At 68.0% G+C, this 24211-nt stretch carries 21 protein-coding genes; 11 read left to right on the forward strand and 10 right to left on the reverse strand.

The features are described 5' to 3' along the window. Positions 1-46: 46 nt before the first annotated feature. Both AKJ08_RS03385 and AKJ08_RS03390 read left to right on the forward strand, forming a co-directional pair. Positions 47-1714 carry a two-component system sensor histidine kinase NtrB gene (locus tag AKJ08_RS03385; protein WP_050724767.1) on the forward strand — a complete coding sequence of 556 codons (1668 nt, stop codon included), beginning with the start codon at positions 47-49 and terminating at the stop codon, positions 1712-1714. Positions 1715-1716: 2 nt separating this feature from the next. Then, on the forward strand, positions 1717-3111 hold the full coding sequence (locus AKJ08_RS03390; protein WP_050724768.1) for a sigma-54-dependent transcriptional regulator: 1395 nt from the start codon (positions 1717-1719) through the stop codon (positions 3109-3111). On the opposite strand, the gene AKJ08_RS03395 is transcribed toward AKJ08_RS03390, so the two are convergent. From AKJ08_RS03395 to AKJ08_RS20605, 9 genes are all read right to left on the reverse strand, one after another. Beyond that, positions 3108-5525 carry a pilus assembly protein gene (locus AKJ08_RS03395; RefSeq protein ID WP_050724769.1) on the reverse strand — a complete coding sequence of 806 codons (2418 nt, stop codon included), beginning with the start codon at positions 5523-5525 and terminating at the stop codon, positions 3108-3110. The two genes, AKJ08_RS03390 and AKJ08_RS03395, sit on opposite strands and share 4 nt — an antisense overlap. Then, the gene (locus AKJ08_RS03400; RefSeq protein WP_050724770.1) at positions 5522-6070 is read right to left on the reverse strand and encodes a PilX N-terminal domain-containing pilus assembly protein; all 549 of its coding nucleotides are present in this window, start codon (positions 6068-6070) and stop codon (positions 5522-5524) included. Before AKJ08_RS03400 ends, AKJ08_RS03395 begins: the two co-directional genes overlap by 4 nt. Before the next feature lie 2 nt (positions 6071-6072). Beyond that, positions 6073-7155, reverse strand: a complete 1083-nt coding sequence (locus AKJ08_RS03405) for a PilW family protein (RefSeq protein WP_050724771.1) — start codon at positions 7153-7155, stop codon at positions 6073-6075. A 1-nt stretch (position 7156) separates the two neighbouring features. After that, positions 7157-7681 carry a type IV pilus modification protein PilV gene (gene pilV / locus AKJ08_RS03410; RefSeq protein ID WP_082342636.1) on the reverse strand — a complete coding sequence of 175 codons (525 nt, stop codon included), beginning with the start codon at positions 7679-7681 and terminating at the stop codon, positions 7157-7159. Then, the gene (locus tag AKJ08_RS03415; protein ID WP_082342638.1) at positions 7681-8304 is read right to left on the reverse strand and encodes a pilus assembly FimT family protein; all 624 of its coding nucleotides are present in this window, start codon (positions 8302-8304) and stop codon (positions 7681-7683) included. The genes pilV and AKJ08_RS03415 overlap by 1 nt, the downstream gene beginning before the upstream one ends. Then, positions 8301-8930, reverse strand: coding sequence for a tetratricopeptide repeat protein (locus AKJ08_RS03420; protein ID WP_050724774.1), 630 nt, complete (start codon positions 8928-8930; stop codon positions 8301-8303). Before AKJ08_RS03420 ends, AKJ08_RS03415 begins: the two co-directional genes overlap by 4 nt. A 171-nt stretch (positions 8931-9101) precedes the next feature. Next, a complete protein-coding gene (locus tag AKJ08_RS03425) occupies positions 9102-9893 on the reverse strand; it encodes an ABC transporter permease subunit (protein ID WP_050724775.1) in 792 nt (263 codons plus the stop codon). After that, positions 9890-10774 carry a hypothetical protein gene (locus AKJ08_RS03430; protein WP_050724776.1) on the reverse strand — a complete coding sequence of 295 codons (885 nt, stop codon included), beginning with the start codon at positions 10772-10774 and terminating at the stop codon, positions 9890-9892. Before AKJ08_RS03430 ends, AKJ08_RS03425 begins: the two co-directional genes overlap by 4 nt. Before the next feature lie 79 nt (positions 10775-10853). Further along, on the reverse strand, positions 10854-11399 hold the full coding sequence (locus AKJ08_RS20605) for a type IV pilin protein (RefSeq protein WP_276202186.1): 546 nt from the start codon (positions 11397-11399) through the stop codon (positions 10854-10856). 328 nt (positions 11400-11727) lie between these two features. Between AKJ08_RS20605 and AKJ08_RS03440 the strand changes: the two genes are divergently transcribed. The 5 genes from AKJ08_RS03440 to AKJ08_RS03460 all read left to right on the forward strand — a co-directional run bounded on the left by AKJ08_RS03440 (position 11728) and on the right by AKJ08_RS03460 (position 18484). Next, positions 11728-12696, forward strand: a complete 969-nt coding sequence (locus AKJ08_RS03440; protein WP_050724778.1) for an ABC transporter ATP-binding protein — start codon at positions 11728-11730, stop codon at positions 12694-12696. Positions 12697-12962: 266 nt separating this feature from the next. Beyond that, positions 12963-14996, forward strand: a complete 2034-nt coding sequence (locus AKJ08_RS03445) for an LTA synthase family protein (protein WP_050724779.1) — start codon at positions 12963-12965, stop codon at positions 14994-14996. A 124-nt stretch (positions 14997-15120) separates the two neighbouring features. Then, on the forward strand, positions 15121-16011 hold the full coding sequence (locus AKJ08_RS03450) for a prepilin peptidase (RefSeq protein ID WP_050727419.1): 891 nt from the start codon (positions 15121-15123) through the stop codon (positions 16009-16011). Beyond that, positions 16008-17084 carry a sensor histidine kinase gene (locus AKJ08_RS03455; protein WP_050724780.1) on the forward strand — a complete coding sequence of 359 codons (1077 nt, stop codon included), beginning with the start codon at positions 16008-16010 and terminating at the stop codon, positions 17082-17084. The genes AKJ08_RS03450 and AKJ08_RS03455 overlap by 4 nt, the downstream gene beginning before the upstream one ends. A gap of 29 nt (positions 17085-17113) precedes the next feature. Then, on the forward strand, positions 17114-18484 hold the full coding sequence (locus AKJ08_RS03460; protein WP_050724781.1) for a sigma-54-dependent transcriptional regulator: 1371 nt from the start codon (positions 17114-17116) through the stop codon (positions 18482-18484). Between the two features lie 4 nt (positions 18485-18488). Here AKJ08_RS03460 and AKJ08_RS03465 read toward each other — a convergent pair whose 3' ends face one another. After that, a complete protein-coding gene (locus tag AKJ08_RS03465; RefSeq protein ID WP_157370447.1) occupies positions 18489-21101 on the reverse strand; it encodes a hypothetical protein in 2613 nt (870 codons plus the stop codon). A 223-nt stretch (positions 21102-21324) separates the two neighbouring features. Here AKJ08_RS03465 and pilM point away from each other — a divergent pair, with 223 nt between their 5' ends. The 4 genes from pilM to AKJ08_RS03485 are packed head-to-tail and all read left to right on the forward strand — an operon-like array spanning position 21325 to position 24150. Then, positions 21325-22389, forward strand: coding sequence for a type IV pilus assembly protein PilM (pilM, locus tag AKJ08_RS03470; RefSeq protein ID WP_050724783.1), 1065 nt, complete (start codon positions 21325-21327; stop codon positions 22387-22389). Positions 22390-22413: 24 nt separating this feature from the next. After that, positions 22414-22962: a PilN domain-containing protein gene (locus AKJ08_RS03475; protein WP_050724784.1), complete on the forward strand. Its 549-nt coding sequence runs from the start codon at positions 22414-22416 to the stop codon at positions 22960-22962. A gap of 34 nt (positions 22963-22996) precedes the next feature. Further along, positions 22997-23608 carry a type IV pilus inner membrane component PilO gene (locus AKJ08_RS03480; protein WP_050724785.1) on the forward strand — a complete coding sequence of 204 codons (612 nt, stop codon included), beginning with the start codon at positions 22997-22999 and terminating at the stop codon, positions 23606-23608. Then, positions 23608-24150, forward strand: coding sequence for a pilus assembly protein PilP (locus AKJ08_RS03485; RefSeq protein ID WP_050724786.1), 543 nt, complete (start codon positions 23608-23610; stop codon positions 24148-24150). The genes AKJ08_RS03480 and AKJ08_RS03485 overlap by 1 nt, the downstream gene beginning before the upstream one ends. Positions 24151-24211 lie beyond the last annotated feature (61 nt).

Below are 24211 nucleotides of genomic sequence, written 5' to 3' on the forward strand. Positions count from 1 at the left end.
GCCGGGATCCGGCACCGGTGCGTCGCCCGCTCGGTAGGGAAGGGAGATGAGGCCGGTGTCGGCGTCGCCCGAAGGTGCCACCCTCCGCGGCGGCGACGAGGAGCTGCGCAAGAGGCTCCTCTGGATCACCGCGATCCGCATCGCCGCGGTGACGGTGCTGGTGGGCACCACCGCCACCCTGGTCTTCAAGGGCAACGAGCCGCTCGGTGGAACACCGGCGGTCTCCCTCTCCGTCCTCGCGGCGGCGACCAACCTGCTGCAGATTGTCGTCGCGATCCTGCTGCGCCGGGGCCGCGCCCTGCGCTTCCTCGCGGCGCTCCAGGTGGTGGGAGACGTCGCCTTCGCGGCGGCCCTCGTCTATCTCACTGGCGGCTCCGACTCGCTCTTCACCTTCCTCTTCCTCATCGCCATCGTGACCGGCGGCATCCTCCTCTCGCGCCCCGGCGCGTGGGGAGCGGCGGCGCTCTCCTTCGCCGCCGACGTCGCCGTCGTGGTCGGCCTGCAGCGCGGCTTCATTCCTCCCATTGACAAGGCCCTCCAGCCTTCGCGCCTCGCGTGGGATGCGCTCGCCCAGACCCTCTTCACCCATGGCAGCGCCTTCGCCCTGACCGCGATGCTGGCCGCCTACGCTGCCGCCCAGATCAGCACCGCCGGGCGTCGGGCCGCCGTCGCCGAGTCGAGCCTCCAACGCCTCCACGCCCTCCACGACGCCATCGTGCGCTCCATCAGCAGCGGGATCGCCACGGCCGACGATCGAGGGCGCATCACCTATCTCAACCGTGCCGGGGAGGAGATCCTCGGCCAGAGCGCTGCTGCGCTCCTCGGAATGGAGATGACGCGGGTCTTCCCCACCTTGACCGGGGCCGTCGAGGGGGAGGGCGGAAAGGCGGCGCGCCTCGAGAGCGTCTGGACTACGAGCACGGGAGACATGCGCCAGCTCGGCTTCACCGTCACGCCCCTCGTGGACGACGGCGGAAGGCGCATCGGCTCCACCGCTGTGTTTCAGGATCTCAGTCCGTACCGCGAGCTACAGCGGAGGGCCGCGCGCTCCGAGCGCCTTGCCGCGGTGGGGCAGCTCGCCGCCGGCCTCGCCCATGAGCTGCGAAATCCGCTGGCCTCCATGTCCGGCTCCGTCGAGCTCCTCGCCGCTCAGCTCGAAGATCCCGCGGCGCAGCGCCTCTTCGGCATCGTGCTCCGCGAGTCCGACCGCCTGAACCGCCTCGTCACCGACTTCCTCGGTTTCGCCGGCACCGCGCCCACCAATCTTGGGGCCGTGGAGCTGGCGTCTGTCGCCGGCGAGGTCCTCACGCTCGTCGGCGCCGATCCTGCTGCCGCGGGCTTCGCCAGGACGGCCGAGCTCGAGCCCGCCAGCGCGCTCGCCGACGAGGGCCAGGTCCGCCAGGTGGTCTGGAACCTCGTGCGTAACGCCGTCGAGGCCTCGAGCTCGGACGGCGAGATCCGCGTCACCACCGGTACGCGGAAGGGCCAGGCCTTCGTCCGGGTCGAGGATCGTGGCGCCGGGATCCATCCTGAGCTCCTCGAACGGATCTTCGACCCGTTCTTCACCACCAAGGATCGCGGCACGGGCCTCGGGCTGGCGACCGTCCACCGCATCGTAGACGGTCTCGGGGGCCACCTCGAGGTCGACAGTGTGGTAGGGGAGGGTACCCGTTTCACTGTCGTGCTCCCCGCGTTCCCCCAGCAGGTCGGATAGCCATGGCACATCTCCTCGTCGTCGACGACGAGCGCTCGATGCGTGAGATGCTCGAGATCCTCCTCCAGAAGGTGGGCCACAGCGTGGTCGCCGAGGAAGACGCCGGCGCCGCGTGTGAACGCCTGGAGCACGAGGAGTTCGACCTCGTCGTCACCGATCTCCGGCTGGGGCAGCGCTCCGGCCTCGAGGTCCTCGAGAGGGCCAAGGCGCTCCATCCGCACACCGAGGTGCTGATGATCACCGCCTTCGCCTCGGCCGAGAACGCCGTCCAGGCGATGAAGCTCGGCGCCTACGACTACCTCACCAAGCCCTTCAAGATCGACGAGCTCCTCGTCGTCGTCGAGAAGGCCCTCGAAAAGCGCGCCCTCGTCCGCGAGAACGTCCAGCTCCGCCGCCAGCTCGGCGACCGCGCCCGTTTCGCCGGCATCCTTGGCAAGAGCGCCGCCATGCGGGAGCTCTTCGCCCTCCTCGACAAGGTCGCCCCCTCCCGCACCACCGTCCTCGTCACCGGCGAGTCCGGCGTCGGCAAGGAGCTCGTCGCCCGCGCCCTCCACGAGAAGGGCGGCAGGGCCGCCGGACCCTTCGTCGCCGTCAACTGTGGCGCTATCCCCGAGGGCCTCATCGAGAGCGAGCTCTTCGGCCACGAGAAGGGCGCCTTCACCGGCGCCGTCGCCGCCAAGCCCGGCCTCTTCTCCGAGGCGAGCGGCGGCACCCTCTTTCTCGACGAGATCGGCGAGCTCCCTCTGGCTGTGCAGGTGAAACTCCTGCGCGCCCTGCAGCAGCGCGTCGTCCGCCCGGTGGGCGGCCTGCGCGACGTCGAGATCGACGTGCGCATCGTCGCCGCTACCAACCGCGATCTCGAGCAGGAGGTGCGGGAGGGACGCTTCCGGGAGGATCTCTACTACCGGCTCAACGTCATCGGCCTCAAGGTCCCGCCCGTGCGCGAGCGGAGGGAGGACGTGCTCCTCCTGGCCGAGCACTTCCTCCAGGCGTTCGCCAAGGAGCAGGGTAGGCCGGGAATGGCCTTCTCGCGCGCCGCCCAGCGCGCCCTCCTGGATTACGACTTCCCCGGCAATGTCCGCGAGCTCGAGAACGTGGTCGAGCGCGCCGTCACCTTGAGCGACGGCGACGAGATCGAGCCCGACACCTTTCCGGCCGCCGTGCGCGGAGCGTCGCCGACCTTCGCCGTTCCGTACGCCGGCGCTCTCTCGGGCGTCGACCTCCCCGACGACTTCGACCTCCAGGCCTGGCTCGACGCCTGCGAGCGCGAGATGCTCGAGAAGGCCCTCGAGCGCTCCCGCGGCGTCAAGACCGAGGCGGCCAAGCTCCTCGGGATCACCTTCCGCAGCATCCGCTACCGATTGGAGAAGCTGCGGATGGAGGGGGGAGGCTCCTAGAAGGCCTCGCGCCAGGAAATGAGCCTGGCCGGGATGCCCTCCTTCGGCGGGGTCGAATTGGGCGTCGGTGTGTGCCCCTGGCTGTCGACGACCGCCGTCCCTTGAATTCCGGTAACCGGATTCGTGACGTAGACGTTTCCATCGGCGCTCACCGGGGCGGAGGGAGGCTGGATGCGATTTTCGTACAGCTTGATGCCGGGATCCTTCTTGTTGGTGCCAAACCCCGAACAAGCTGTGCACCGCGGCTGACCATTGTCCTTGAGGGTGAGGTCCATGCACATCAGGTATCCGATCCCGGTGCTCTTGTCCTCCTTGTCGTCGCAGATCTTGTTGTGATGCGGCGCGGTCCAGACCGTGTAAAGGAGCCACTCGTCGCCGTTTGCCTGCCGGGAGAAGAGCGGCGTGCCGAGAAGGCGAGCCTTGCGATCGCCGTCGTTAAAGTTGTTCTTGAACATTGCGGCGAGATCGCAGGTGGCGGCGGTTCCCGGGCAGCCTGCGACCTTTTTTTCCTTGAATTTTTGCGCGGTCACCGACCAGTCGTTTCCGTTGTTCGTCTGCTGGTCGGGATCGTGGCCTGAGTCGATCCCTGCGCCGGTCACCAGCACGACGTCGTGTGTGTCCGAGCCGGGTGCCGACTTGTAGTAGAAGGCCGTCGGGTGGCCCGTCAGCGGCGCCTTCTTGCGATCTGCGCTGAACATTCTGCACGAAGAGAAATCCTCTGCCTTGCTGGCGATTCGAACGCGATATTGGCCGCCGTATGCCGCCATGTATCCCGCATCCACCAAGCCATCGGAATCGAAGTCGAGGACGGTTCCGTCCGCAACAAAGGCGCCCGAGGATGTGTGCGGCAGGGACTTGAGGACCTGACCGTTGGCGACATCCAGGGCGAAAATGGTTCCACTGGTATCGTCGACGGCTCCTCTTCCGTGCCTCGGAAAACAACCGTCAAAGGCCAAGTTCAGATTTCGATAGGCGAGCTTGAAGCCGGCGTTCGCGTTTCCGCAGTCGGCGGAGTCCAGCAGGCCGGAGTTGTAGCCGCTGCCGAAGAGGGCAATCCAGCGCGGCTGGACCGAACCATTGTCTTCCTCGAGCGGAACGAGAGAGACCGAAGGGAGGGACCAGGAACGACCGATCCCGGCCGTGCCCGCGCTTCCAAAGTGGGTGAACTCCCATAGGGGCTTCACCGGCTCGGGGGCCAGCGGATCGGTCACGTCGAGGGCCAGGTACCAGGATCCACCCCAGCCCTGGCCGCATAGCAGGACGGTCCTCCAGCCGCAGTACTTGTCGTCCCCACCGTCCGGATTGCAGCTGGTCTCATAGCTCCGGTCCACCTGGACGTCGGTGAACCGGCAGGAGAGATCCTGGGAAAAGAAGCGCTGCTTGTTGCCATCGGACGCGATCAGGGCCTTGGCCAGCATGTTCACGGGGAGATAGGCCCACGACTCCTCGCCCGCCTTCCACCTCTCGGGCTCGCGCTTCTCGATCGCCTCCAGGTCCGGCGACGCATGAAACGCGTGGATCATGCCGTCGTTGGCCCCCACGTAGATCATGTACGGACGTTTCGCCAGCTTCTGGCGGAACTGGGGATAGAAGCGATCCTTGTACTGAAGTCCGGGCGGTTCCACGATGGCGGCCGAGGAGTGGTAAATGTCTCCCAACCTCCAGTTCCTGCGGCCTGGGCCGTCGAGCCAAGCGACCAGGTTCGCGAACTGGGTTGAACTCGGGTTCCGGAGCGTCGACGCGGCGCCGGTGGAGTCGGTGCCCGTCGGACAATATGCCGCGGTGCGCACGGTTTCGGGAAGCCTGTCGCAGGTCCACTTCTTTGTGGTCGCATTGTAATTGGGCAGGGCGTTCGCGATGGGCCCTAGTCCGGCGTAGGCCTGCCAGGCCGCGGCGAGGTTCGTGGGGCCATCGGTCGTGCCAACCAGCCGACGGGTTCCCTCGATCGGAAGCGTGTAGCCGCCATTGGAGGTCGTGACCGGCGTGCCTGGATTGCCGGTGTAAATCCTCCGAGCGCTGGTCCGATCCTTCAGCACCTTCCCGGCGTCGAACAGGCAGGCGCTATTTGCGGCACCGCAGGTCGAGAAGAGATTGGCGGCGTTCGTGTTCGTGAATTCCCAGTCATTTCCGTAGGGCGTGTACTCCTTGTACAGCCGAACGCCGTAGAGATGCCCCTGGTACTCGGTCGAACTCACGTAGTTGAAGCCCGTGTAGACCAGGAAGTTGCTTCCGACCCTGGAAATCTCCGACTTTTGGAGCGGCACGCTGCCAATCACGGGATCCGCTGCGGAATACAGGAGGGTCCGGTCGACGCTGCCGCAGTCTCGAAAGGCGTCGTAGAGGTAGTCGGCCTTTGATTCGAGCGGGCAGAACGCGACGACGACCGCGACGAGGACGGTCCAAATGCGGTTCACGGGTTGCCTCCGGGGAAGATCAGACTGATGTCGGTACGTGCGGAGAGGTTGGAGCTGGTGCCCCACGCTCCCAGGGACTTCTGTCCCTGGCCGACTGTGCCCAGGCCGGTGCCGTCGCTGGCGGTGACGATCGCTTCGACCCGCGATCGACCGACTACACGCCCATTTGCCAGCACCTCGCCCTCAGAGACCAGGAGGACGCTGTCGGCGACCGGGAGAACGTCCGCCGTGGAGCGGACGCGATATCGGGCCTGGAGCGGCTTTCCGTCCTCCCCCATCGTCTCGCTCGGCGTGTTGCGTAGGTAGACGTAGTTGGACTCGCTGCCAACGTAATACCTGTCCGCCTGCACCTGCGTCGGCGCGTTCCCAAAGAAGTGGCTGAGGCCCGCCTCCGCCGCCGCGAGCGCCTGGCGCTGGATCGTGCGTGAGGTCGCGACCGACACCTGCCCGGTGCTCAAGGTGAGGCTCATCGTCCCGACGATCGCCAGGACCACGAGCACCAGGAGGACGGTGAGGAGGCTGAAGCCGCGGGGACTTCTGCGCATGGTTAGATCTCCGTGAAGTGGGCCAGGGCCTTGAGCTCGACCGTGGTCTCGAAGGCGAAGACCCGGGCCGTGCCGTTAGACGGATCACCGTCGAGGTCGAGCCCGTCGTGGACGTCCCGTCGCTCGGGACCGACGACCTTGAACGAAATGCGGACGGTCCGGATGCGATTGCGATCCAGCACCATTCGGAGGTCCGAGTTGGCGTTGCTAGCTTGCATGCCGGCGCTGCCGGTGGCCAGGAGCTGGGGGGCGCTGGTGTTTCCCGGCTCGAGGCCCACGATCTGCGCGGGACGGTTCGGCGCGTAGGGTGGGGCGGGCTCGAAGGCGCCGGGATCACCCGGGGCGAAGAAACGCAGCGGCGGCGTGAGGAAGGCGTTGTTCAGGGTCGTGGTGCGCGCGGAGAGGCTCCCTGTGAACTGACCGGACCGCGTGAGCACCTGGTACATGAAGAGCGAGTGGTCGTAACGATGATCGATTTCGCTCGGATCCACCGGGTTCGGTCGCATCTGGTCGTCGAGGAGCACGTTGTCGAGGACGACCACGGTCTCGCTCGGGCTGGGGTTGGTCCCACGAAAAAACGCGAAGGGGTTGAGTACCCGCTCGATCCGGCCGAGGTAGCCTCTGCGCCCGTCGCCGAGCGTCGCCGGCGTCGTCGATCTCGGCACGAAGCGGTAGGCCACCACGTTCTCCGGCTCCTGGTCGAACGGGCGGGCGGTGGACGGAGGGGTGTCCCCGGTCCGTCCGCGGCTCGGCAGGTCGTCGCTTCCCACCCAGGTGTTCCGCCCGATCACGACCTGCCACGGGTGGGCGTCCACGATCGCCGGACAGTTGAACTCGGAGGCGGGGTGGAGCTGCGCGATGCAGTCGCCGGGCAACATCGCGTACGAATCCCCGGCACCGCGGATGTCCCGAGCCATGAGCTCCATCGCGAGGCGCGCGGAGGACGTCAGGTCGTTGATTTCGGCCTGTCGTGCGGCCGTCCGCTGGAGGGTCGTCAGGGTCAGAAACCCGCCTGCGATCACCAGGAGAGACATGGTGCCGGCGACGGTCAGCTCGATCAGGGTGAAGCCGCGCGATCGTCCCATGTCAGGTCTCGGTCAGGAGGAGGTCGCTCATCGACCAGGAGGCGAAGCCGCCGTCCGGCCGGCGCCAGATCACGCGGACCCGGGCGTCGGTGGTGCCATCCGGCAGGTTCGCGCGGGCGAAGTCGCCAGAGTTGATTAGGAGGAGGCGGTAGCAGACCTGGAAGGTCTCGTCCTCCCGGCGGAAGGAGAAGGGGCCGTAGCCGTAGACGATGCCGTCGTCCAGGCCCTCGGGCTGGCAGCCCGCGCCGGCGGTCGTGCCAATTCGGTGGGGGAGCACGTCGAACTTCCATGCCTCCAACGTGGTGAGGTCCTCCGTGCTCTTTCGGGCGCCGTCGTAGCGCACCTCGGCCCGCAAGCGCTCGACGATGTCCTGGGCCAGCTGCTGCGCGGCGGTGAGCTTGCGAGCGGTGGCCGCACGCCGAATGGAGAGGGTGATCAGGGAGGCAGTGGATAGCATCCCGATCGCGAGGATCGCCATGGCGACGAGGACCTCGATCAAAGTGAACCCGCGGGATCGAGCGTGCATTACGGACACTCCCAGCCGCTACCGTCGCCTTTGGCGCGGTAGACCTTCGTCCTGCCCGTGAGGTTCGCGATCCGCACGGCGTAGGTCCGCGAAGGAGAGGGATCGTCCCTGCCCGACACCACCAGCGAGTCGCCGGCGGGGTCGAAATCGGAGGTCCGGACCTCCCCCGACGGATAGAAGGAGATGATTCGTTGCCCGGTACAGAGGGAGCAATTTGGAACAGGAGCCGGATCCGTCGGGCACTTGGGAGGAGCGATCACCGTTCCGCCCGAGAGCTGGACCCCTCGGTACTCGGTCGCGAAGCAGACCGAATCGTATGTGGTCACGTCCCCTGTTTCGGGGTCGGTGCTCTGGACGTCGTACCGGGGCAGGCAGCCCGAGCCGCTGTTCGTGAAGATCACGTCCACCGCTCGGTTGATCCGCGCGGCTATAGCCCCCGCCTGTCCGAATCGGGCCTGGAGCTCCTGCGCGGCGGCCCGGATACGGCCACCCACGATGAAGCTCTGCATCTGCCAGACCGTAAGGCCGACCAGGATTCCGACGAGCACGAAGCCAAGCATCAGCTCGATAAGGGTGAAGCCGCGATTCGGTCTCGCAGCGCCTTTCGAAGAAAAAGAGTTCATCGTCCGGCCTCTCCAGCCGCTGGCGGGAATCCAACATCCGGGCCGCCCTCCGGCCCGGGCGCGTCGCAGGTCTCCCGAGGCACCTCGCCGGCCAGCCGGAGGGTGCGGAGCGGGTGGCCGCCCACCAGCAGCCGGCCGCGGTCGTCCAGCGGGGCCCGGACACCCGAACGCTGCGCCACCAGGGCCACGAGCTGTACGAAGCGTACGTCGCCCTGGATCGACTCGAAGCCGCCCCCGGTTAGCAGCTCGGGATCCGTCAGCCCCAGCTCGACCGCCCGCCGAAGCGACGCCATCGCGGCTTCCGCTTCTCCGAGGTGCTCCTGGGCGTGGGCCAGGGCGACGTGCCCCTCGGCGTCATTCGGAGCGACTGCGAGAAAGCGTTCGAAAAGCCCCTTCGCCTCCGCGCCCTGCGAAAGCGCAAGGTGTGCCAGCCCGCCGTTGTAGAGCGCCTTTCGATTCCCCGGGTCCAGGCGCAGCGCCTCATCGAAGCGCCCCAGCGCCGCCGGGATCTGGCCCCCCCGAGCCAATGCCAGGCCCTCCGCTGCCAGCCGCTCCGCTGGCATGTCGCCTGCGGTGTCCGCGCCCGGACACGCCGAGAGCGCGGCCAGCAGGAGGGCAGCAGCCATTTGCCGGAATCGATAGGGAAGGGAGAATGCGCAGCGGAACATTGGGGCGGGTACTGGCAAGAACCGCGCCGCTCAGATGGGCCCAGCGATTCCGGTGGCTTGCAGACTCAGATTGCCTGCCCCTCGGCGCGGCCCTGCAAAGGCTGCGTAGCTTCTGCGCAGCACTTGCGGTCAGGGGAGGTCGCGGCGCTCGAAGACCATCGAGGTGAGGACGAGCAGGGCGGCCAGGTAACAGGTGCCGTATGCCGTGGCAGCCAGCGTATGGCTGGTGAGGATTTCCTGCTCGTGCACGAGCTTCGAGAGGGCCTCCAGCGTCACGAAGTCGGGGAGCGTGTAGTAGAGGCCGTCGCCCAGAGCGCGGGTGAGGGCCGACTCGCTCTTGCCCAGGAAGAAGCGCAGCTCGCCGGTGAGGTGGCCGGCCAGCGTGAGGCCGGTGGACGCGATGAACGCCACCGTGGACGAGGTGAAGGCCGAGAAGAAGACTGCAATTGCCGCGATGAGGGCGAGCTTGAGGAGGAGGAGGGCGAGGGTGGCCAGGTAGGCGGCGCCCGTGTACTGAAACGCGCCGTCGTGGCTGTAGGAGGCGATCATCGCCGTGGCGGCGACGGCCATCAGGGCCACGTTGAGGTAGACGGTGCCCACTACGCCCACGTATTTGCCGACGACGTACTGGGCGCGGGAGATTGGCCGAGCGAGGACGGGATAGGCGAGGCGGCGCTCCACCTCGCCCGCCACTGCGCGGACGCCGAGGAGGATCGCCATCGCGGCCCCGCCGATCGAGATCGCCGAGATCGAGAGGTCGGTGACGATGCGCACCGGCCAGCCGAGGGTGACATTGGAGAGCACCGCCGAGAGGAGGATGAGCCCGATCCCGAAGGCGAGGACCCCGTAGAGGATCCGGTCTCGCAGGGACTCGTGGACGGTGACGCGGGCGATGGCGAGGAGGGCGCGGAGCTGGGTCATGGGGCGGCGAGGGCCTCGGGGACTGCCGCGGGACGATACACCATCAGCCGGCGGGGCAAGAGCGGGGAGGACACCGCGCCCGTCGCGGCGTCCAGGCGGATCGCTGCGGCGAGGGGCGAGGCGGCGATCCGGCGGGCCTCTGGATCCTCGAGGTCGGCGAGGGAGGCCGGCGGCGCGCCGTAGCGGGTGCGGTGATCGGCTACGGCCGACTCGAGGACGCAGAGGGCGCGCTCGGCCAGCATCTGCTCGCGGCGGCGCTCCAGCTCGTCGCGCAGGTGTGGATCGGCGGCGGAGTGGATCGCGAGCTCCAGCGCAGCGATGCCGTCGTCCAGGGTGTCGGCGCTGGCGAAGAGCCGAGCGGCGAGCTCGGGGAGGTAGCGGGGGCTGCCGGGGATCTTCGAGGCCTTCAGCACCAGCTCGGCCCCGCGATCGAGGTTCCCGAGCGCGCTCCAGTGGTTGAAGCCCGCGAAGAACGGGAGCTGCCAGCGCGATGGTACGTGAACGATGCCGCGCTCAAGGATCTCGTTGGAGGCTTCGAAGCGCCCGGCGCTGGAGAGCACCACACCGGCCGCCTCATAGGCGTAGCCGAATAGGGGATCGATCGTGGTGACGAGCTCGGCGAGGGGCTCGAGGTGCGGCCAGTGGTGGGTTTCTTCGCCCGGAGTGCCCACGTACTGAACCAGCTTGAGCCAGTAGAGGTCGGCAGCTGAGGTCGCGTGGCCCACCGAAGCAATGCGTGCCGTCTCGCCGTTTGCCAGGGGTGCGGCCCTGGCAATCGTCACGACGGACGAGATCGAGTGGCCGTGAGCGACGTGGGCGCCTGCCGCGAAGGTAAGGAGAGCGAGGACCCAACGGGACCGCGCGACGAGGATGCAGCGCATCGGACAGGTGGGACCTCGACATCAAAAGGGACACCGTGAAGTTTCACGGCGTCCCTTCGAGTTGCATTGACGGTGGGTCTTAGTAGACGCCGTCCGCCACGGCCTTTCCAACCTGACCGACAGGGACATTCGCTGAATCAGTGCAATCGGCAGCATTCACGCCCGGTTCGGGGGCATCCGCCGTTCCGTCTGCCTGGAGGGGGGCCATCTGGACCATCCAGCACTGCGGGACCGTGTCGACGTCCAGGTCTGCAACCGCATCTGCCGTGAAGCGATTCACGGCAGCGGCGACCGCGTACGAGAAGTAGACCTTACCCTCCGGGCGCCACCCGAGATCCGACCATCCCGTGATATTGCCGGAAACGTCGAAGTTGTCCTTCTGACCGCTATCGTTCATCGTTGCAGGATTGGCGCCCGCCGCCACGTAGGTATCCTTGTAGCCGTAGTACGCGATCTCGGAGGTCTTGATCGCGGACAGGTTGACGGCCGCCTCGCCCGACTTGGCGCGGAGCTGGTAGCGGAGGAAGTTCGGGATCGCGATGGCGGCCAGGATGCCAATGATGGCCACCACGATCATGAGCTCGATGAGGGTGAAGCCGCGGGCGTTCTTCTTCAGCTGGTTCACGTTCGTCTCCATTCCTCGCCCATCTGTTGGATGGCCGCCGTAAGGCTGCGGACCTGGGCGAGACGGCCTGCGCTCTGTGCAGGAGGGGTGCCAGCATGCGGGCAGGCGGCCAAGCGGTCAACTTTCCTGCATTTCGCGCCCGTCTTGCTGCGCTGGGCTGCCTGGAAGCGTCGATCGCTCGCTGGCTTGTGCCGTAAAACGTCAGCCACCGTGCACCTTAGGCTCGCCGGTCGGAAAGGCCCTTGCGCCTTCCGGCTGCCCTTCGCCCCAGAAAATGGGCGATAGCGGACATCTTGGTATAGCCTCCCGCTCCGGAGAAGGAGGCGAGATGCCGGACGAAATCCTCGTGACCCGCGGCCTGACCAAGGTTTTCCACCTCGGCCTGCGCCGCCGGAGGGTAGTGGCGGTGCAGGGACTCGACCTCTCGGTCGAACGGGGCGAGATCTATGGCTTCCTTGGGCCAAACGGAGCGGGGAAGAGCACCACGATCAAGATGCTGATGGGCCTCATCACCCCCACGTCGGGAGAGGCCTCGATTTTCGGTCAGCCGATCGGCGCGACCCGCGCCCGCGCGCACCTGGGATTTCTTCCGGAGAACCCCTATTTCCACGACTTCCTGACGCCCGAGCAGCTACTGGCCTTCGCGGGCCGTCTCGGTGGGCTCTCGTCCTCGACGCTGGCCGAGCGGATCCCCCGGCTCCTCGACCTGGTGGGACTTGGCAAGGCTCGGAAGATGCCGCTGCGCCGCTTCTCGAAGGGCATGGTCCAGAGGGCGGGCATCGCCCAGGCGCTCGTCGGCGATCCTGCCCTCGTCGTCCTGGACGAGCCCATGAGCGGTCTCGATCCAATTGGCCGCAAGGACGTCCGCGAGGTGATCTTCCGCCTCAAGGAGGAGGGGAAGACGGTCTTCTTCTCGTCGCACATCCTCCCCGACGTGGAGGCGATATGCGACAGGGTGGGTCTGATGCTCCACGGCAGACTTCGCGAGCAGGGTCGCCTCGACGAGCTCCTCACCGCCCGTGCCCGTGCCGTGGACGTGATCGCCGAGGCGATCCCGGCGTCTCTTGCCGCCAGCTTTCGCGAGCGGGCGATGCGCTCTCTTCCGAAGGGCAACGGCTGGGCGCTCACTTTCTCCGAAGAAGCGGAGGCCGATGAGGCGGTCCGCGCCCTCGTTCTCGGCGGTGCCCGAATCGTTTCGGTGGCCCGCCACCGCGAAACGCTCGAGGACCTCTTCATGCGCAAGGCCGACGAGGCCGGTGCCGCCCACGCGAGGGGCGAGGAATCGGCCTCGGCGTAGCTTGAATCGCGATCGAGCCGGCTACCGGCGGCTGCAAGATCCAGTTGTAGTCGGAGGTCCCTGTCGGTGTAGGGGATCGTAACTGCGCCTGTCGTGCGTTTCGCTCGAGCGTCCGCATGGACACGGCTGAGCTTGGTTCGATATCCTACACGATGGGCGGGATACCGGTGACGGCGACCCCGGCGGCGTTGGGCGAGACGCCGCGCGGGCCCATGTAGGACAGACGGTTGTGCGCGGCACTCCCCGCTGCGCTGGCGGAGTCGTGCGTGGATCGAGAAGGTCTTCAGGATCTTGGCGGTGGCGTCGCCCTCGGCGCCGTCGAGCTCATGCCCGTCGTCGAAGCTGAACTCGGGCAAGAGGCGGGTGTTGCCGAGTCCGCGCGAACGGACCATCACCGCGCCTGGGCCGCCCTCGTCCACGTCTTCGCCTTCGTGCTCTTCGTCGGCCTCCTCCGGGCCGAGACGGCGGCGACGTGGGGAATCGGGACCTGGATCGGCCAGGTGCTGGGCGCGATGGGCGCCGTCCTCCTCCTTGAAGCGGCGCTCCTCGCCGTTGAGCGGGTGCTGCCGTCTCGCGGGCTGCGCATCGTGGTCCGGGTGGTGGTCTGTTCGGCGCTGCTGATCGATCACCAGTTCCGCCTCGAGACGGGCAGCGCGATCAATTTCGAATACCTCGCGGCTGCCTGGCAGCAGATGGGCAGCCTGGGAGGCCTGGTCGCCTCGGGAGCGGACCCGCGGCTTCCGTGGCGGCTGGCGCAGGCCTTGGGCTGCCTGGCATTCGCGGCCGTTGTCGCCCCCAGGCCGGCGTTCCGGCTTCCGGTTCAGGGCACGCGGCTCGCGCTGGAGACAGCGATCGCCGTCACCGGACTGGTCCTCTACGTCTCGGGAGGAGTGGCCTCGGGCGGACCGACCTGGAATGCGGCCTCGATCCTGGGCCTGGCGCCCGAGCCCGTTGCCGTGACGGGGGAGCCCGAGAAGTTGTACGAAGCGCCCAGGATTTCGGGCAGGGCGGCGCGACGGCCGAACATCGTGATCATCGCGCTGGAGTCGACCCGGGCGAGCGTGGTGGGCGCCTACGGGAAGGGTGGACCGTCGGTGACGCCCGAGCTCGACGCGATCGCGAGCCGCGGCCTCCTCTTCGAGAACGCGTACACGTCGGTGACGCATACCTCGAAGGCCATGCTGGGCTTGCTCTGCGGCACCTATCCAGCCTTCGAGACGAGGGTCAGGGAATCGTACACCCGCGGGAACGGGATGGCCTGCCTTCCCCACCTCCTCCGGAAGCTCGGCTATCGCTCCCGCTTCATGATGAGCGCGGACGGCGACTTCGAGAACTTCCCGGGCCTCGTCAGGAACATGGGCTTCGGCTCATGGATGATGCGAGACGACCTGGGCGGACGAGGCTTCGAGAAGGTCGGGTACTTCGGACTGGACGAGCGTTCGCTCCTGGAGCCGGCGCTCGATTGGGTCCGGAGCGGGGAGGAGCCCTTCTTCCTCACGATCCTCACGAGCGTGGGGCACCATCCCTACGAGAGGCCCGGCGCGAAGCGAAAGAAGGGACGCGAGCACGATTTCGAGAGCTACCGGGAGTCGGTGGCGCACGTGGACGAGGTGGTGGGCGAGCTGGTGCGCCGGCTGGAGGCCGAAGCGCCAGGCGAGACGCTCTTCGTGTTCACGGCGGACCACGGCGAGGCCTTCGGCGAGCACGGCTCTCGCATCCACGATCTGGTGCCGTACGAGGAGGGGACGCACGTGCCCTTGATCCTCTACGGCACGGAGTGGCTGGGCGAGCCGCGGCGCGTCGGCGGGCTTCGGCAGCACTTCGACGTGATCCCGACGATCCTCGAGGCGCTCGGAGTCCGCTGGGGCGGGAAGCTGCCCGGCATGAGCCTGCTTGACGAGAAGGGGCACGAATTCGTGATCACTTCGTGTTTCCAGCCGCGGAACTGCCTCGCGATGCGCATGGGCGACCTGAAGTTCGTGTACCGCTACGGCTTCTCGCCGATGCAGGCGTACGACCTGGCCCGGGATCCGCTGGAGAAGAAGAACGTGGTGGCCTCGCTGCCCCGTTCGCTCGTCCGAGCGGCGGAGGAGCGCCTGGCTTCGCTGGACGCGGCCGTGGTGCGCTCCAAAGAGGACGCGAGGGAACAGGCGAAGAGCCCCGCGCCGAAGAGCGACAGCCCGGTTCCGGGCTCGCGGTTTCGGTTCGAGCGGTTCGAGCGTTTCGAGCGGGTTGATCGGAGCGACCGGGTCGATCGGGTCGAGCGGCGCGTTCCGCCCATTTTCAAGCCGGCGAAATAAGGAAATCGGCTCACGTCTCCGTCGGGACTCGACGCCGAGGCGCTAGGATGGCCCGCGCCGACGTGCGGAACGTGCGGCAGGGCCCGAGGGTTTGGGATCGGGCGGCGCAGGAGCAAAGGCGAGCGTGAGCGATCTTCCAACCTGGTACTTCGTCGGCCTCGCGGCGGTCTTCGGCGCGCTCGTGGGCTCGTTCCTGAATGTGGTGATCGCCCGGCTGCCCAAGGGGCTCTCGATCGTGCACCCGCGGTCGCGGTGCCCGCGCTGCGAGCGGCCCATCGCCTGGCACGAGAACATCCCCGTCGTCTCGTGGCTGCTGCTGCGGGGCCGTTGCCGCGGCTGCAAGCTGCCGATCTCGATCCGCTATCCGCTGGTGGAGCTGGCGACCTCGCTCCTGGCGGTGGCCTGCGTGCGCAACTTCGGGCCCACGCCCTGGGCGGTGGCGGCCTTCGTCTTCCTCGCGGCGCTGGTCGCGCTCACCTACATCGACCTCGACCACTGGCTGCTGCCCCGGAGCATGACGGTCCCGTTCATCGCCGTGGGCCTCGGGGCGTCGCTTCTGCCGGACGGGCCGGGGATCGCGTCGTCGGCGTTGGGCGCAGCGGTGGGCTTCGCGTCGTTCGCCGCCCTGGGTTTCGCGGCGGAGCGGATCCTGAAGAAGGAGGCGCTGGGCGGCGGGGACCTCTGGCTCTTCGCGATGATCGGCGCCTTCCTGGGCGTGAAGGCCCTGCTTCCGGTGGCCCTCTTCGCGTCGGCGCAGGGCGCCGCTATCGGAGTGGTCCTCCTCTCGAGGGCGAAGCGCAAGGCGGCCCGATCGGCCATCCCGGCGGACGCCGCCGAGGCCGTGACCGCGCTGCCGCCGCCGAAGCCCACTGGGGACGAGGAGCTGGACGCCTGGGTGCCGCCCGACGGCGCGGTGCCCTTCGGGCCGTTCCTGGCGCTGGGCGCAGCGGAGTACCTCTTCTTCGGCGAGAAACTGGTCGCCTGGTACCTGTCCGTGATCTCCTTCCAGGGATGAGACCCGGCTTCTCCCTCCGCGCCCAGCTCGCCCTCCAGGCCGCCGCGATCAGCGTGGTGGCGACGACGCTGGCGCTGCTGGGATTCCTGCCTCTCGGACAACTCGCTGGCGGCACGCTCTCGGGGCGAGGGGAGCTGGTCGCGGCCTTCGCGCTGGCAGGGGCGGCGATCGTCTTCGCGGTGGCGTACCTCCTGCTGGTGCGGTGGATCGCCCGCCCCGCGCAGCGGCTCCTGGAGGCCACGGAGCGGGTCGGCGCGGGCTGGGAGATCCCCCTGCTCACGGAGCAGGGGCCGACGCTGGGGCGCCTGGGCGCCGCCTTCGATCGCATGGGCGGCAGGCTCCACGAGGAGCGGGAGCGCGTGCTGGCCCAGCTCGCGGAGCTCGAGGCGAAGAACCGTGAGCTCAAGGAAGCGCGCGACGCGGCGATTCGGCAGGAGAAGCTCGCGTCGGTCGGGAGGCTCGCGGCGGGCGTCGCCCACGAGATCGGCAATCCGCTCTCGGCGATCCTCGGGTACCTGGCGCTCCTCGAACACGATGCGGGCGCCAATACCGAGCTGGTGGAGCGGATCGATCGCGAGGCCCGGCGGATCGATCGGATCGTGCGGGACCTCCTGGATTACGCGAGGCCCCGCGGCGCCGAGCTGCAGCTTGTGGACCTGCGGGAGGTGGTGGAGCGGGTGGTGCGGCTGGCCCGGCCGCAGGCTCGCTTCCGCGAGATCTCGATCGCGATCAACGCGCCCGCCGCGCCAGCAACCGCCCGGGCGGACGAGCACCACGTGGGCCAGGTGATCCTGAACCTCCTCCAGAACGCGGCCGACGCCATGGGTGGCAACGGCGCGATCCTCGTCGCGATCGACGGGACGTCGATTCGCGTCTCGGACCAGGGTCCCGGGATCCCGCCGGCGGATCTGCTCCGAGTCTTCGATCCCTTCTTCACGACGAAGGCCCCGGGGCAGGGCACCGGCCTCGGCCTCTCCCTCTGCCGGAGCTGGATCGAGGCGATGGGCGGCTCGTTGCACGCGCGCAACCGCGAGGAGGGCGGGGCGGAGCTGCGGATCGAGCTGCCGTCGTGACGCCCGCTTTTTGTTAGCATCCCGACCCAATGGGCTTCCGCGAGATCCTGATCGTCGACGACGAAGAGTCGATGCGCCACATGCTGCTCCTCTTCCTGCGGCAGCAGGGCTACGAGGCACGGGCCGCGTCTTCGGCAGCGGAGGCGCTCGCGGAGCTTGAGGCGCGCGATTACGACGCCGTGGTCACGGACGTGCGGATGCCGGGGGACGATGGGATCGCTCTGGTGCGCAAGGGCCTCGCCGTCTCGCCGGAGACGAGCTTCCTGGTGATGAGCGCCTATGGCACGGAGGCCCTCGCCCTCGAGGCGATGAAGGCCGGGGCCGTGGACTACGTGAGCAAGCCCTTCCGGCCCGACGAGCTCGTTTTGAAGTTGCGCATGGCTGCGGAGCGGGCCGGATTCCAGCGCGAGGTGCGCAGGCTGAAGGCGGAGCTCCGCGAGGAGCGGGGCCTGGACGCGCTGGTGGGCGAGAGCCCAGCGATGCAGGAGCTCGCGCGGCAGCTCCGCAAGATCGCGCCGGTGAAGACCACGGTGCTGGTGACCGGCGAGAGCGGCACGGGCAAGGAGCTGGTGGCCCGAGCGATCCACGAGCTCTCGCCGCGGAGGGAGAAGCCCTTCGTCGCGGTCAACTGCGGCGCGATCCCCGAGACGCTGATGGAGAGCGAGCTCTTCGGCTTCGTGAAGGGCGCGTTCACAGGCGCGGTGAAGAGCAGCAAGGGCCTCTTCGCCGAGGCGGACGGCGGCACGATCTTCCTGGACGAGGTGGCGGAGCTCCCGCCGCCGATGCAGGTGAAGCTCCTTCGCGTGCTTCAGGAGGAGGAGGTGCGGCCGGTCGGCGAGGCCCGCTCCTTCCCGGTGGACGTGCGCGTGGTAGCGGCGACCCGCAAGGATCTCCGGAAGGCGTCCGCCGACGGCTCGTTCCGCGAGGATCTCTTCTACCGCCTGCACGTTGTCGGCCTCGAGCTCCCGCCTCTGCGCGAGCGACCCACCGACATCCCGGCGCTCGTGGAGCACTTCGTCGCCAAGTACAACGCCAGGTTGCGACGGCAGCCCCCGATCCGCGACGTCACGTCGGAGGCGATGGACGCCCTCCGCCGTCACCCCTGGCCCGGTAACGTGCGCGAGCTCGAGAACGCGATCGAGCGGGCGCTGGTGCTCTCAGAGGGCGATTGCCTCGGCCCGGACGCGTTCGTCTTCGCGCCGCAGGCGACGGACCGCGCCGGTGGCTCGCTCGTCCGGGACGACGAGACCTCGATCAAGCGGGCCACGCGGCGGATCGAAGAGGAGCTGATCCGCCGCGCCCTCGAGCAGACCGGCGGCAACCGCACCCGTGCCGCCGAGGTGCTGGAGATCAGCCACCGCGCGCTCCTCTACAAGCTCAAGGAGTTCGGGATCCGGTAGCTGCTCACTGACGGTGCAGCGTGACGGTACGGGTGGTCACGTCGAGCGCTCCGAGCATCGGCTGGAAGCTCTTCGAGTCGATCATGCAGTCGTAGTCCGCAAGAGCGACCTCTTCGCTGGCCACCGCCGATCCGTCCCCGACGTTTCCGTCCTTCGCGTGGAGCTTCATCGCGAAGAGATCACCCTCTCTCCCGCCCTCGGGGCCGGCGACTGCGGAGAGGAAGACGCCTCCGTCGTCGGTGAGCCGGAGCGCGGGCCAGGTGAGCGTCCTCGAGTCGAGCGAGAAGCCTCGAGACCACATGGTCCGGCCCGCGCCGTCGAGGCCCGCGACCACGAGGGAGGGCGGGGCGGTCTCGGCGGTCTTCCGGGTGGAGGCGGCGAAGACCATCCCGGTGACGGGCAGCTCGGCGACCGAGCTCACGCTGAACCAGTCGCGGGTACCGATACCGAGGTTGGGGAAGCGCACGAAGCCGACCCCGCCGTCCTTGCGCAGGCGGGCCACGAGGCCGGGCCCGTTGGCCTCCCCGACCAAGGTGACGCCGCCATTCTCCGATGGGGCCGCCGCGGTGACGGCCATCGCCACCCGGGACGCGCAGGTGAAGGTGGTGGAGACCCCGGGTTCGCCGTCCGCGTCGAAGCGGCTCGCGAAGGCCCACTCCGGCTCGCCGCCCGAATGGACGAGGGTGCCCGCGACGACGAGCTCGCCGTCCGCGACGGTGCCGGCAGTGGGGACGGTGGCGATCGCCCCCTCCTCGGCGAGGGTCCGCGCGCGGACGATCTCGCCGCGTTCGCTTACCTGGATCATCCAGCCATCGCCGCTGCCCTTGCAGCGTCCGAGCACGACGAAGCCCGTGCTCGCGTCGCGCATCAGGTGGGTCGCCTCCGCGTTGCACGACGCAGGAAGCTCGTAGCCGCGGGCCCAAGAGAGCTTCCCCGACTGCTCCACATGGGCCAGCACGAAGGAGTCGGGCATCGCCTCGGGCCGGAGGAGCGCGAGGACCCCCGCGTCGTAGGCCGGCACGGAGCGGAGCGGCCGCAGCGTGAGACCGGACTCGTTCGCGAGCCGCGAGGTCCAGACGATGGAGCCGTTGCCGTCGATCTTGTGGAGCGCGTTGGCGAAGCTCCCGCTCGCGATCCAGCGCCCGTCGATGGCGGGGACGAGATCGGGCGCGCCGGAGAGGAAGTCGCCCGCCGGAGGCGCGAAGGTCGCGTCGACGTCGCCGCCGAGGTTCTTCGACCACGGCGGGAACGGCGGGCTCCGGAACGCGCTCGGCGTTGGTCCGCTCCCTGGCGGGTTCGGCGGATCCGGGGGAAGGATGCAGGCGCCGCTGTCGACCTCCTCGTCGATGGGGCGGAAGGGCGCGATGTGCCAGTCGAGGAGCTTGACGTAGCCGACGAAGGGGAGGCGGGGCGTGGTGATTCGCGCGCCGAGCTCGGACTCGAGGGCGAAGTGCAGCTTCCAGCACGGGTTCTCGAGGGGCGCCGCGTCGATCCGGGCCACGCCGCTCATGCGAGCGTAGGGGCCGGCCATGCCATAGAGCGAGATGCCCAGGCGCGCGCCCACCTTGGCCTCTGCGCTGGCGTGGAGGTCGACCACGGGCGGCCTGGGGTCGAAGTGCCAGTCCTTGAGCTTCGGCGGTGCGTACACCGGGACGCCGCCGGTCTTGGTGGAGACCGTCACCGAGGTCTCGAGCTCGGCGTTGGCGGCGACGCCCACCTCGAACCGGGCCGATGCGCCGCCCTCGACGCTCGCGACGATGTCCACGGTCGGCATGAAGACGAGTGGAAAGAGCAGGATCGGTGTGAGCTCGATCTTCCCGACGTCGAGCTCCTTCTTGAAGTCCAGGGTGGCAGCGCCCCAGACGTTCACGTCCATGAAGACGTAGGGGTCGACGGTGAAAGTCGAGCGGAGCTCGGGGAGGAAGTCCTCCGGGTTGCAGTCGTCGCCGACGACCGCGGCGGCCATGCAGGCCGAGACCTTGGCCGGAATGAGCCAGACTTCTCCCCATTCGATGTCGAGCGAGATCTCGTAGGTGTAGCCGCCGCCCAGGAGCGCGTCGATCTCCACCTTGTTGTTCTTCGTCTCGGGATCGTCGTCGCCGTCGAAGACGATGATCTCGAAGCGCCGCTTCTGCTCTCCCTTGCCCTTGTCGACCGTGAGGCCCTGGGTCTCGCTGCGGACGACGTTCCTCATGCCTGCGGCGGGCGTGAACCTCCCTTCGCCGATGGTCGCGTCGCGCTGCATCTTCACGTGGAGCTTGCGGAAGGCGGCCTGGAGCGGCGCCGCTCCCGTGCGAAGCGTGAGCACGCCCCCGTCGCGTTCGACGCTGCCGACGACGCGCAGGAGGCCGGCCGGCAGCTTCTCCGATGCTTGGGCGAGGAGGACCTGCCCGGGCTCCAGGTCCTCGAAGCCCGGCGGCTCCTCGGCGAAGACGATTACGCCCTCCTCGTCGGAGGAGGTGAGCGCCTCCAGCTGGGCGGGCGTGACCTCGCGGGTGGAGGGAAAGAGCTCGTACTCGATCACGTCGGCGGGTGGGCCCGACTCCTTGGCGCTGCCGCAGGCGGCCAGCGTCAGGCAGGAGAGCACGGGCAACATCCAGCGAAGCCGTCTGCGCATGTCGGGACCCCTCTCCCTCTTCCGCGAGGAACGTATCGGCAGGGGAGTGGCAGGGTTCTAGCACGGAACCCGGCGCTCCGAACCCCGGCGCCGCTGTCGGCCTCCCATGACCGTGGGGTAGGTGAATGCAAGGAAAAACGATCGACGAGGGACAGAAGCGGATAATTTGCGGTCCCCCATGTGGGTGTTAGGATGCGACCCCGAATCCGAACCGGAAGGTCTCATGGCGAAGGGCAAGCTGGCGCTGGGCCTCGACATCGGCTCGAGCTCCGTCAAGATGATCCTGCTCAAGGAGTCGAAGCGCGGCTACGCGCTGCGGGCCTTCGGCGTCGCGCCGCTCCCGCCCGAGACGATCGTCGACGGCGCGCTGATGAACGCCTCGGCGGTGGTGCAGGCGATCCAGGACCTCCTCGGAGCCCAGAAGATCAAGCAGCGCGAGGTCTCCCTCGGCGTCTCCGGCCACTCGGTGATCATCAAGAAGATCACGATGCCGCAGATGACGAAGGAGGAGCTGGACGAGTCGATCCAGTGGGAGGCGGAGCAGTACATCCCCTTCGACATCAAGGACGTGAACATCGACACCCAGATCCTCCAGAGCGGCGACTCCACCAACGGCGGCCAGATGGAGGTGATCCTCGTCGCCGCCAAGAAGGACATGGTCAACGACTACTCCGCGGTGGTGGCCGAAGCGGGCCTCACGCCGGTGGTGGTGGACGTCGACGCCTTCGCGGTGCAGAACGCCTACGAGGCGGCCTACGGCGTGAGCTACGAGGACACGGTCGTCCTGATCAACGCGGGCGCCTCGGTGGTGAACGTCAACATCGTCGCCCGGGGCGTCACGGCGTTCACCCGCGACATCACGCTGGGCGGCAGCCTCTTCACCGAGGAGATCCAGAAGCAGCTCAACGTCTCCTACGAGGAGGCGGAGGCGCTGAAGATCGGCGGCCGGATCGGTGACGACGCGGAGGCGGTGGTCCCCCAGGAGGTCGAGCGGGTCCTCACCTCGGTGGCGGAGCAGGTGGCCGGCGAGATCCAGCGTTCGCTGGACTTCTACTCAGCGACCGCTGCCGACGGGCAGATCAGCCGGGTCTATCTCTCCGGCGGCACGGCGCGGATCCCGGCGCTGACCAAGACGCTCGAGTACCGGATGGGCGTCCCGGTCCGGATCCTGAATCCCTTCCAGAACCTCGAGATCGACGAGCGGCAGTTCGATCCGGCCTACCTCAACGAAGTGGCGCCGATGGCGGCGGTCGCGCTCGGCCTCGGGCTGCGGCGCGCCGGCGACTGAAAGTCGAAAGCGAGAGGCTCGGACATGATCCGGATCAATCTCCTGCCGACGCGGCAGGCCAAGAAGAAGGACCTCGGCAACAAGCAGCTAGTGCTGCTCGGGTTGCTCGTGGTCGGCGCGCTGATGGGCAACTGGTTCTGGTACTCGGGCGTGGAGAGCACGCTCGCGCAGAAGAACGCCCAGGTCGCCAAGCTCAAGCAGGACATCGCCCAGCTCGACAAGATCATCGGCGAGGTGAACACGATCAAGGAGCAGAAAAAGGCCCTCGAGGAGAAGCTCGCGGTGCTGGACAAGCTCCGCAAGGGCCGCACGGGCCCGGTGAAGATGCTGGACGCCCTCTCGACGCTGATGCCGGAGAAGGTCTGGATCTCGGCGATCGAGGAGAAGGGCGGGGCGATGGTGATTCGGGGCGGCGCGGTGACGAACGAGGATCTCGCGGACCTGATGCGGGAGCTGAAGAAGAACCCGTTCTTCTCGGAGCCCTCGCTGAAGAAGTCCCAGCAGGTCGGTGATCGTCAGCTCGGCACGTACGTCCAGTTCGAGCTGAGCTGCTCGATCAATTACGCGGCGTGATGGCCGACTGCGCTTGGTGAGAAGGGGTCTGGGGATGGAGCAGCTCGCAGCAAAGGTCGTACGGGCGCCGTGGCCGACCAAGATCGGGGTGGTGATCGCCGTCGTGGCGGCGGTGACCGCGCTCACGTACTTCTCCTTCGTCACTCCGGCGGAGGAGCAGATCACGCGGGTGGAGTCGCAGCGGCAGAAGCTCGAGGGCGAGTTCATCGACAAGCAGCAGATCGCGAACAACCTGAACGAGTTCCGCCGGCAGAAGGAGGTCCTGGAGGAGCAGCTCCAGGCCGCTCTCCTCGAGCTCCCGAACGACAAGGCGATCGACGAGCTCCTCCGCCAGCTCAACGATCTGGGCGTGAAGAGCGGCCTCGAGATCACGCTGGTCGAGCCCCAGGCAGAAGTGCCGCAGGACTTCTACGCTCGGCTCCCGGTGAGAATGAAGGTCGCCGGCAACTACAACGAGATCGCGGTCTTCGTGGATGCGGTGGGCAAGCTCAAGCGGATCGTCAACGTGAGCGACCTCAAGTTCGTGAACCCCAAGAAGAAGAACGAGAAGATCGTGCTGGAAGCGGATCTGCTCGCGACCACCTTCCGCTTCCGCGAGCCGGCGCCCAACGAGAAGAAGCCGGCGGCGAAGGGGAGGAAGAACTGATGCGCGCCTCGATTCTTCTGGCATCGCTGGCCCTCGTCGCCGCGGGTTGCGAGAGCGCCCCGGCTCCCCGGGCTCCATCGGCCCCCAAGGTTGCACCGGCGAAGCCGGAACCGGCTGCGGAGGCGAAGCCCGAGGGCGAGGTCGCCGTCGAGTACAGCTACTCGCCGATCGGAAAGCGGGATCCTTTCCGCTCCTTCCTCGAGGACCAGCGTCCGTCGGACACGAGCATCGTCGAGGCGAACTGCGGACCGCTCTGTACGTGGGAGCTCGACCAGCTCCGCGTCGTCGCAGTCGTCTCCGGGCAAGCGAGCCCGGTGGCGATGGTCGAGGATCCGCAGGGCAACGGACACCTGGTCCGCCGAGGTACGGCAGTCGGGAAGCGAAGCGGCAAGGTCACCGACATCCGGCGCGACAGGCTCGTCGTCACCGAGCTCCTCCGGACCCCGCAGGGGCAGGTGCTGCCGGCCAAGACCGAGATGCCGTTGAAGGCGAAGGGCCAGCAGAAGGAGATCGAGATCGTCGATCTCTCGGCGCAGGACTAGCAGGACTGAAAACGACGCTTTGCAGGACCTCTAGGTTCGGGGCGGGGCGAATCGATGGTTG

Origin of the sequence: Vulgatibacter incomptus, assembly GCF_001263175.1 — a bacterium.
In the GTDB taxonomy this organism is placed as follows: domain Bacteria; phylum Myxococcota; class Myxococcia; order Myxococcales; family Vulgatibacteraceae; genus Vulgatibacter; species Vulgatibacter incomptus.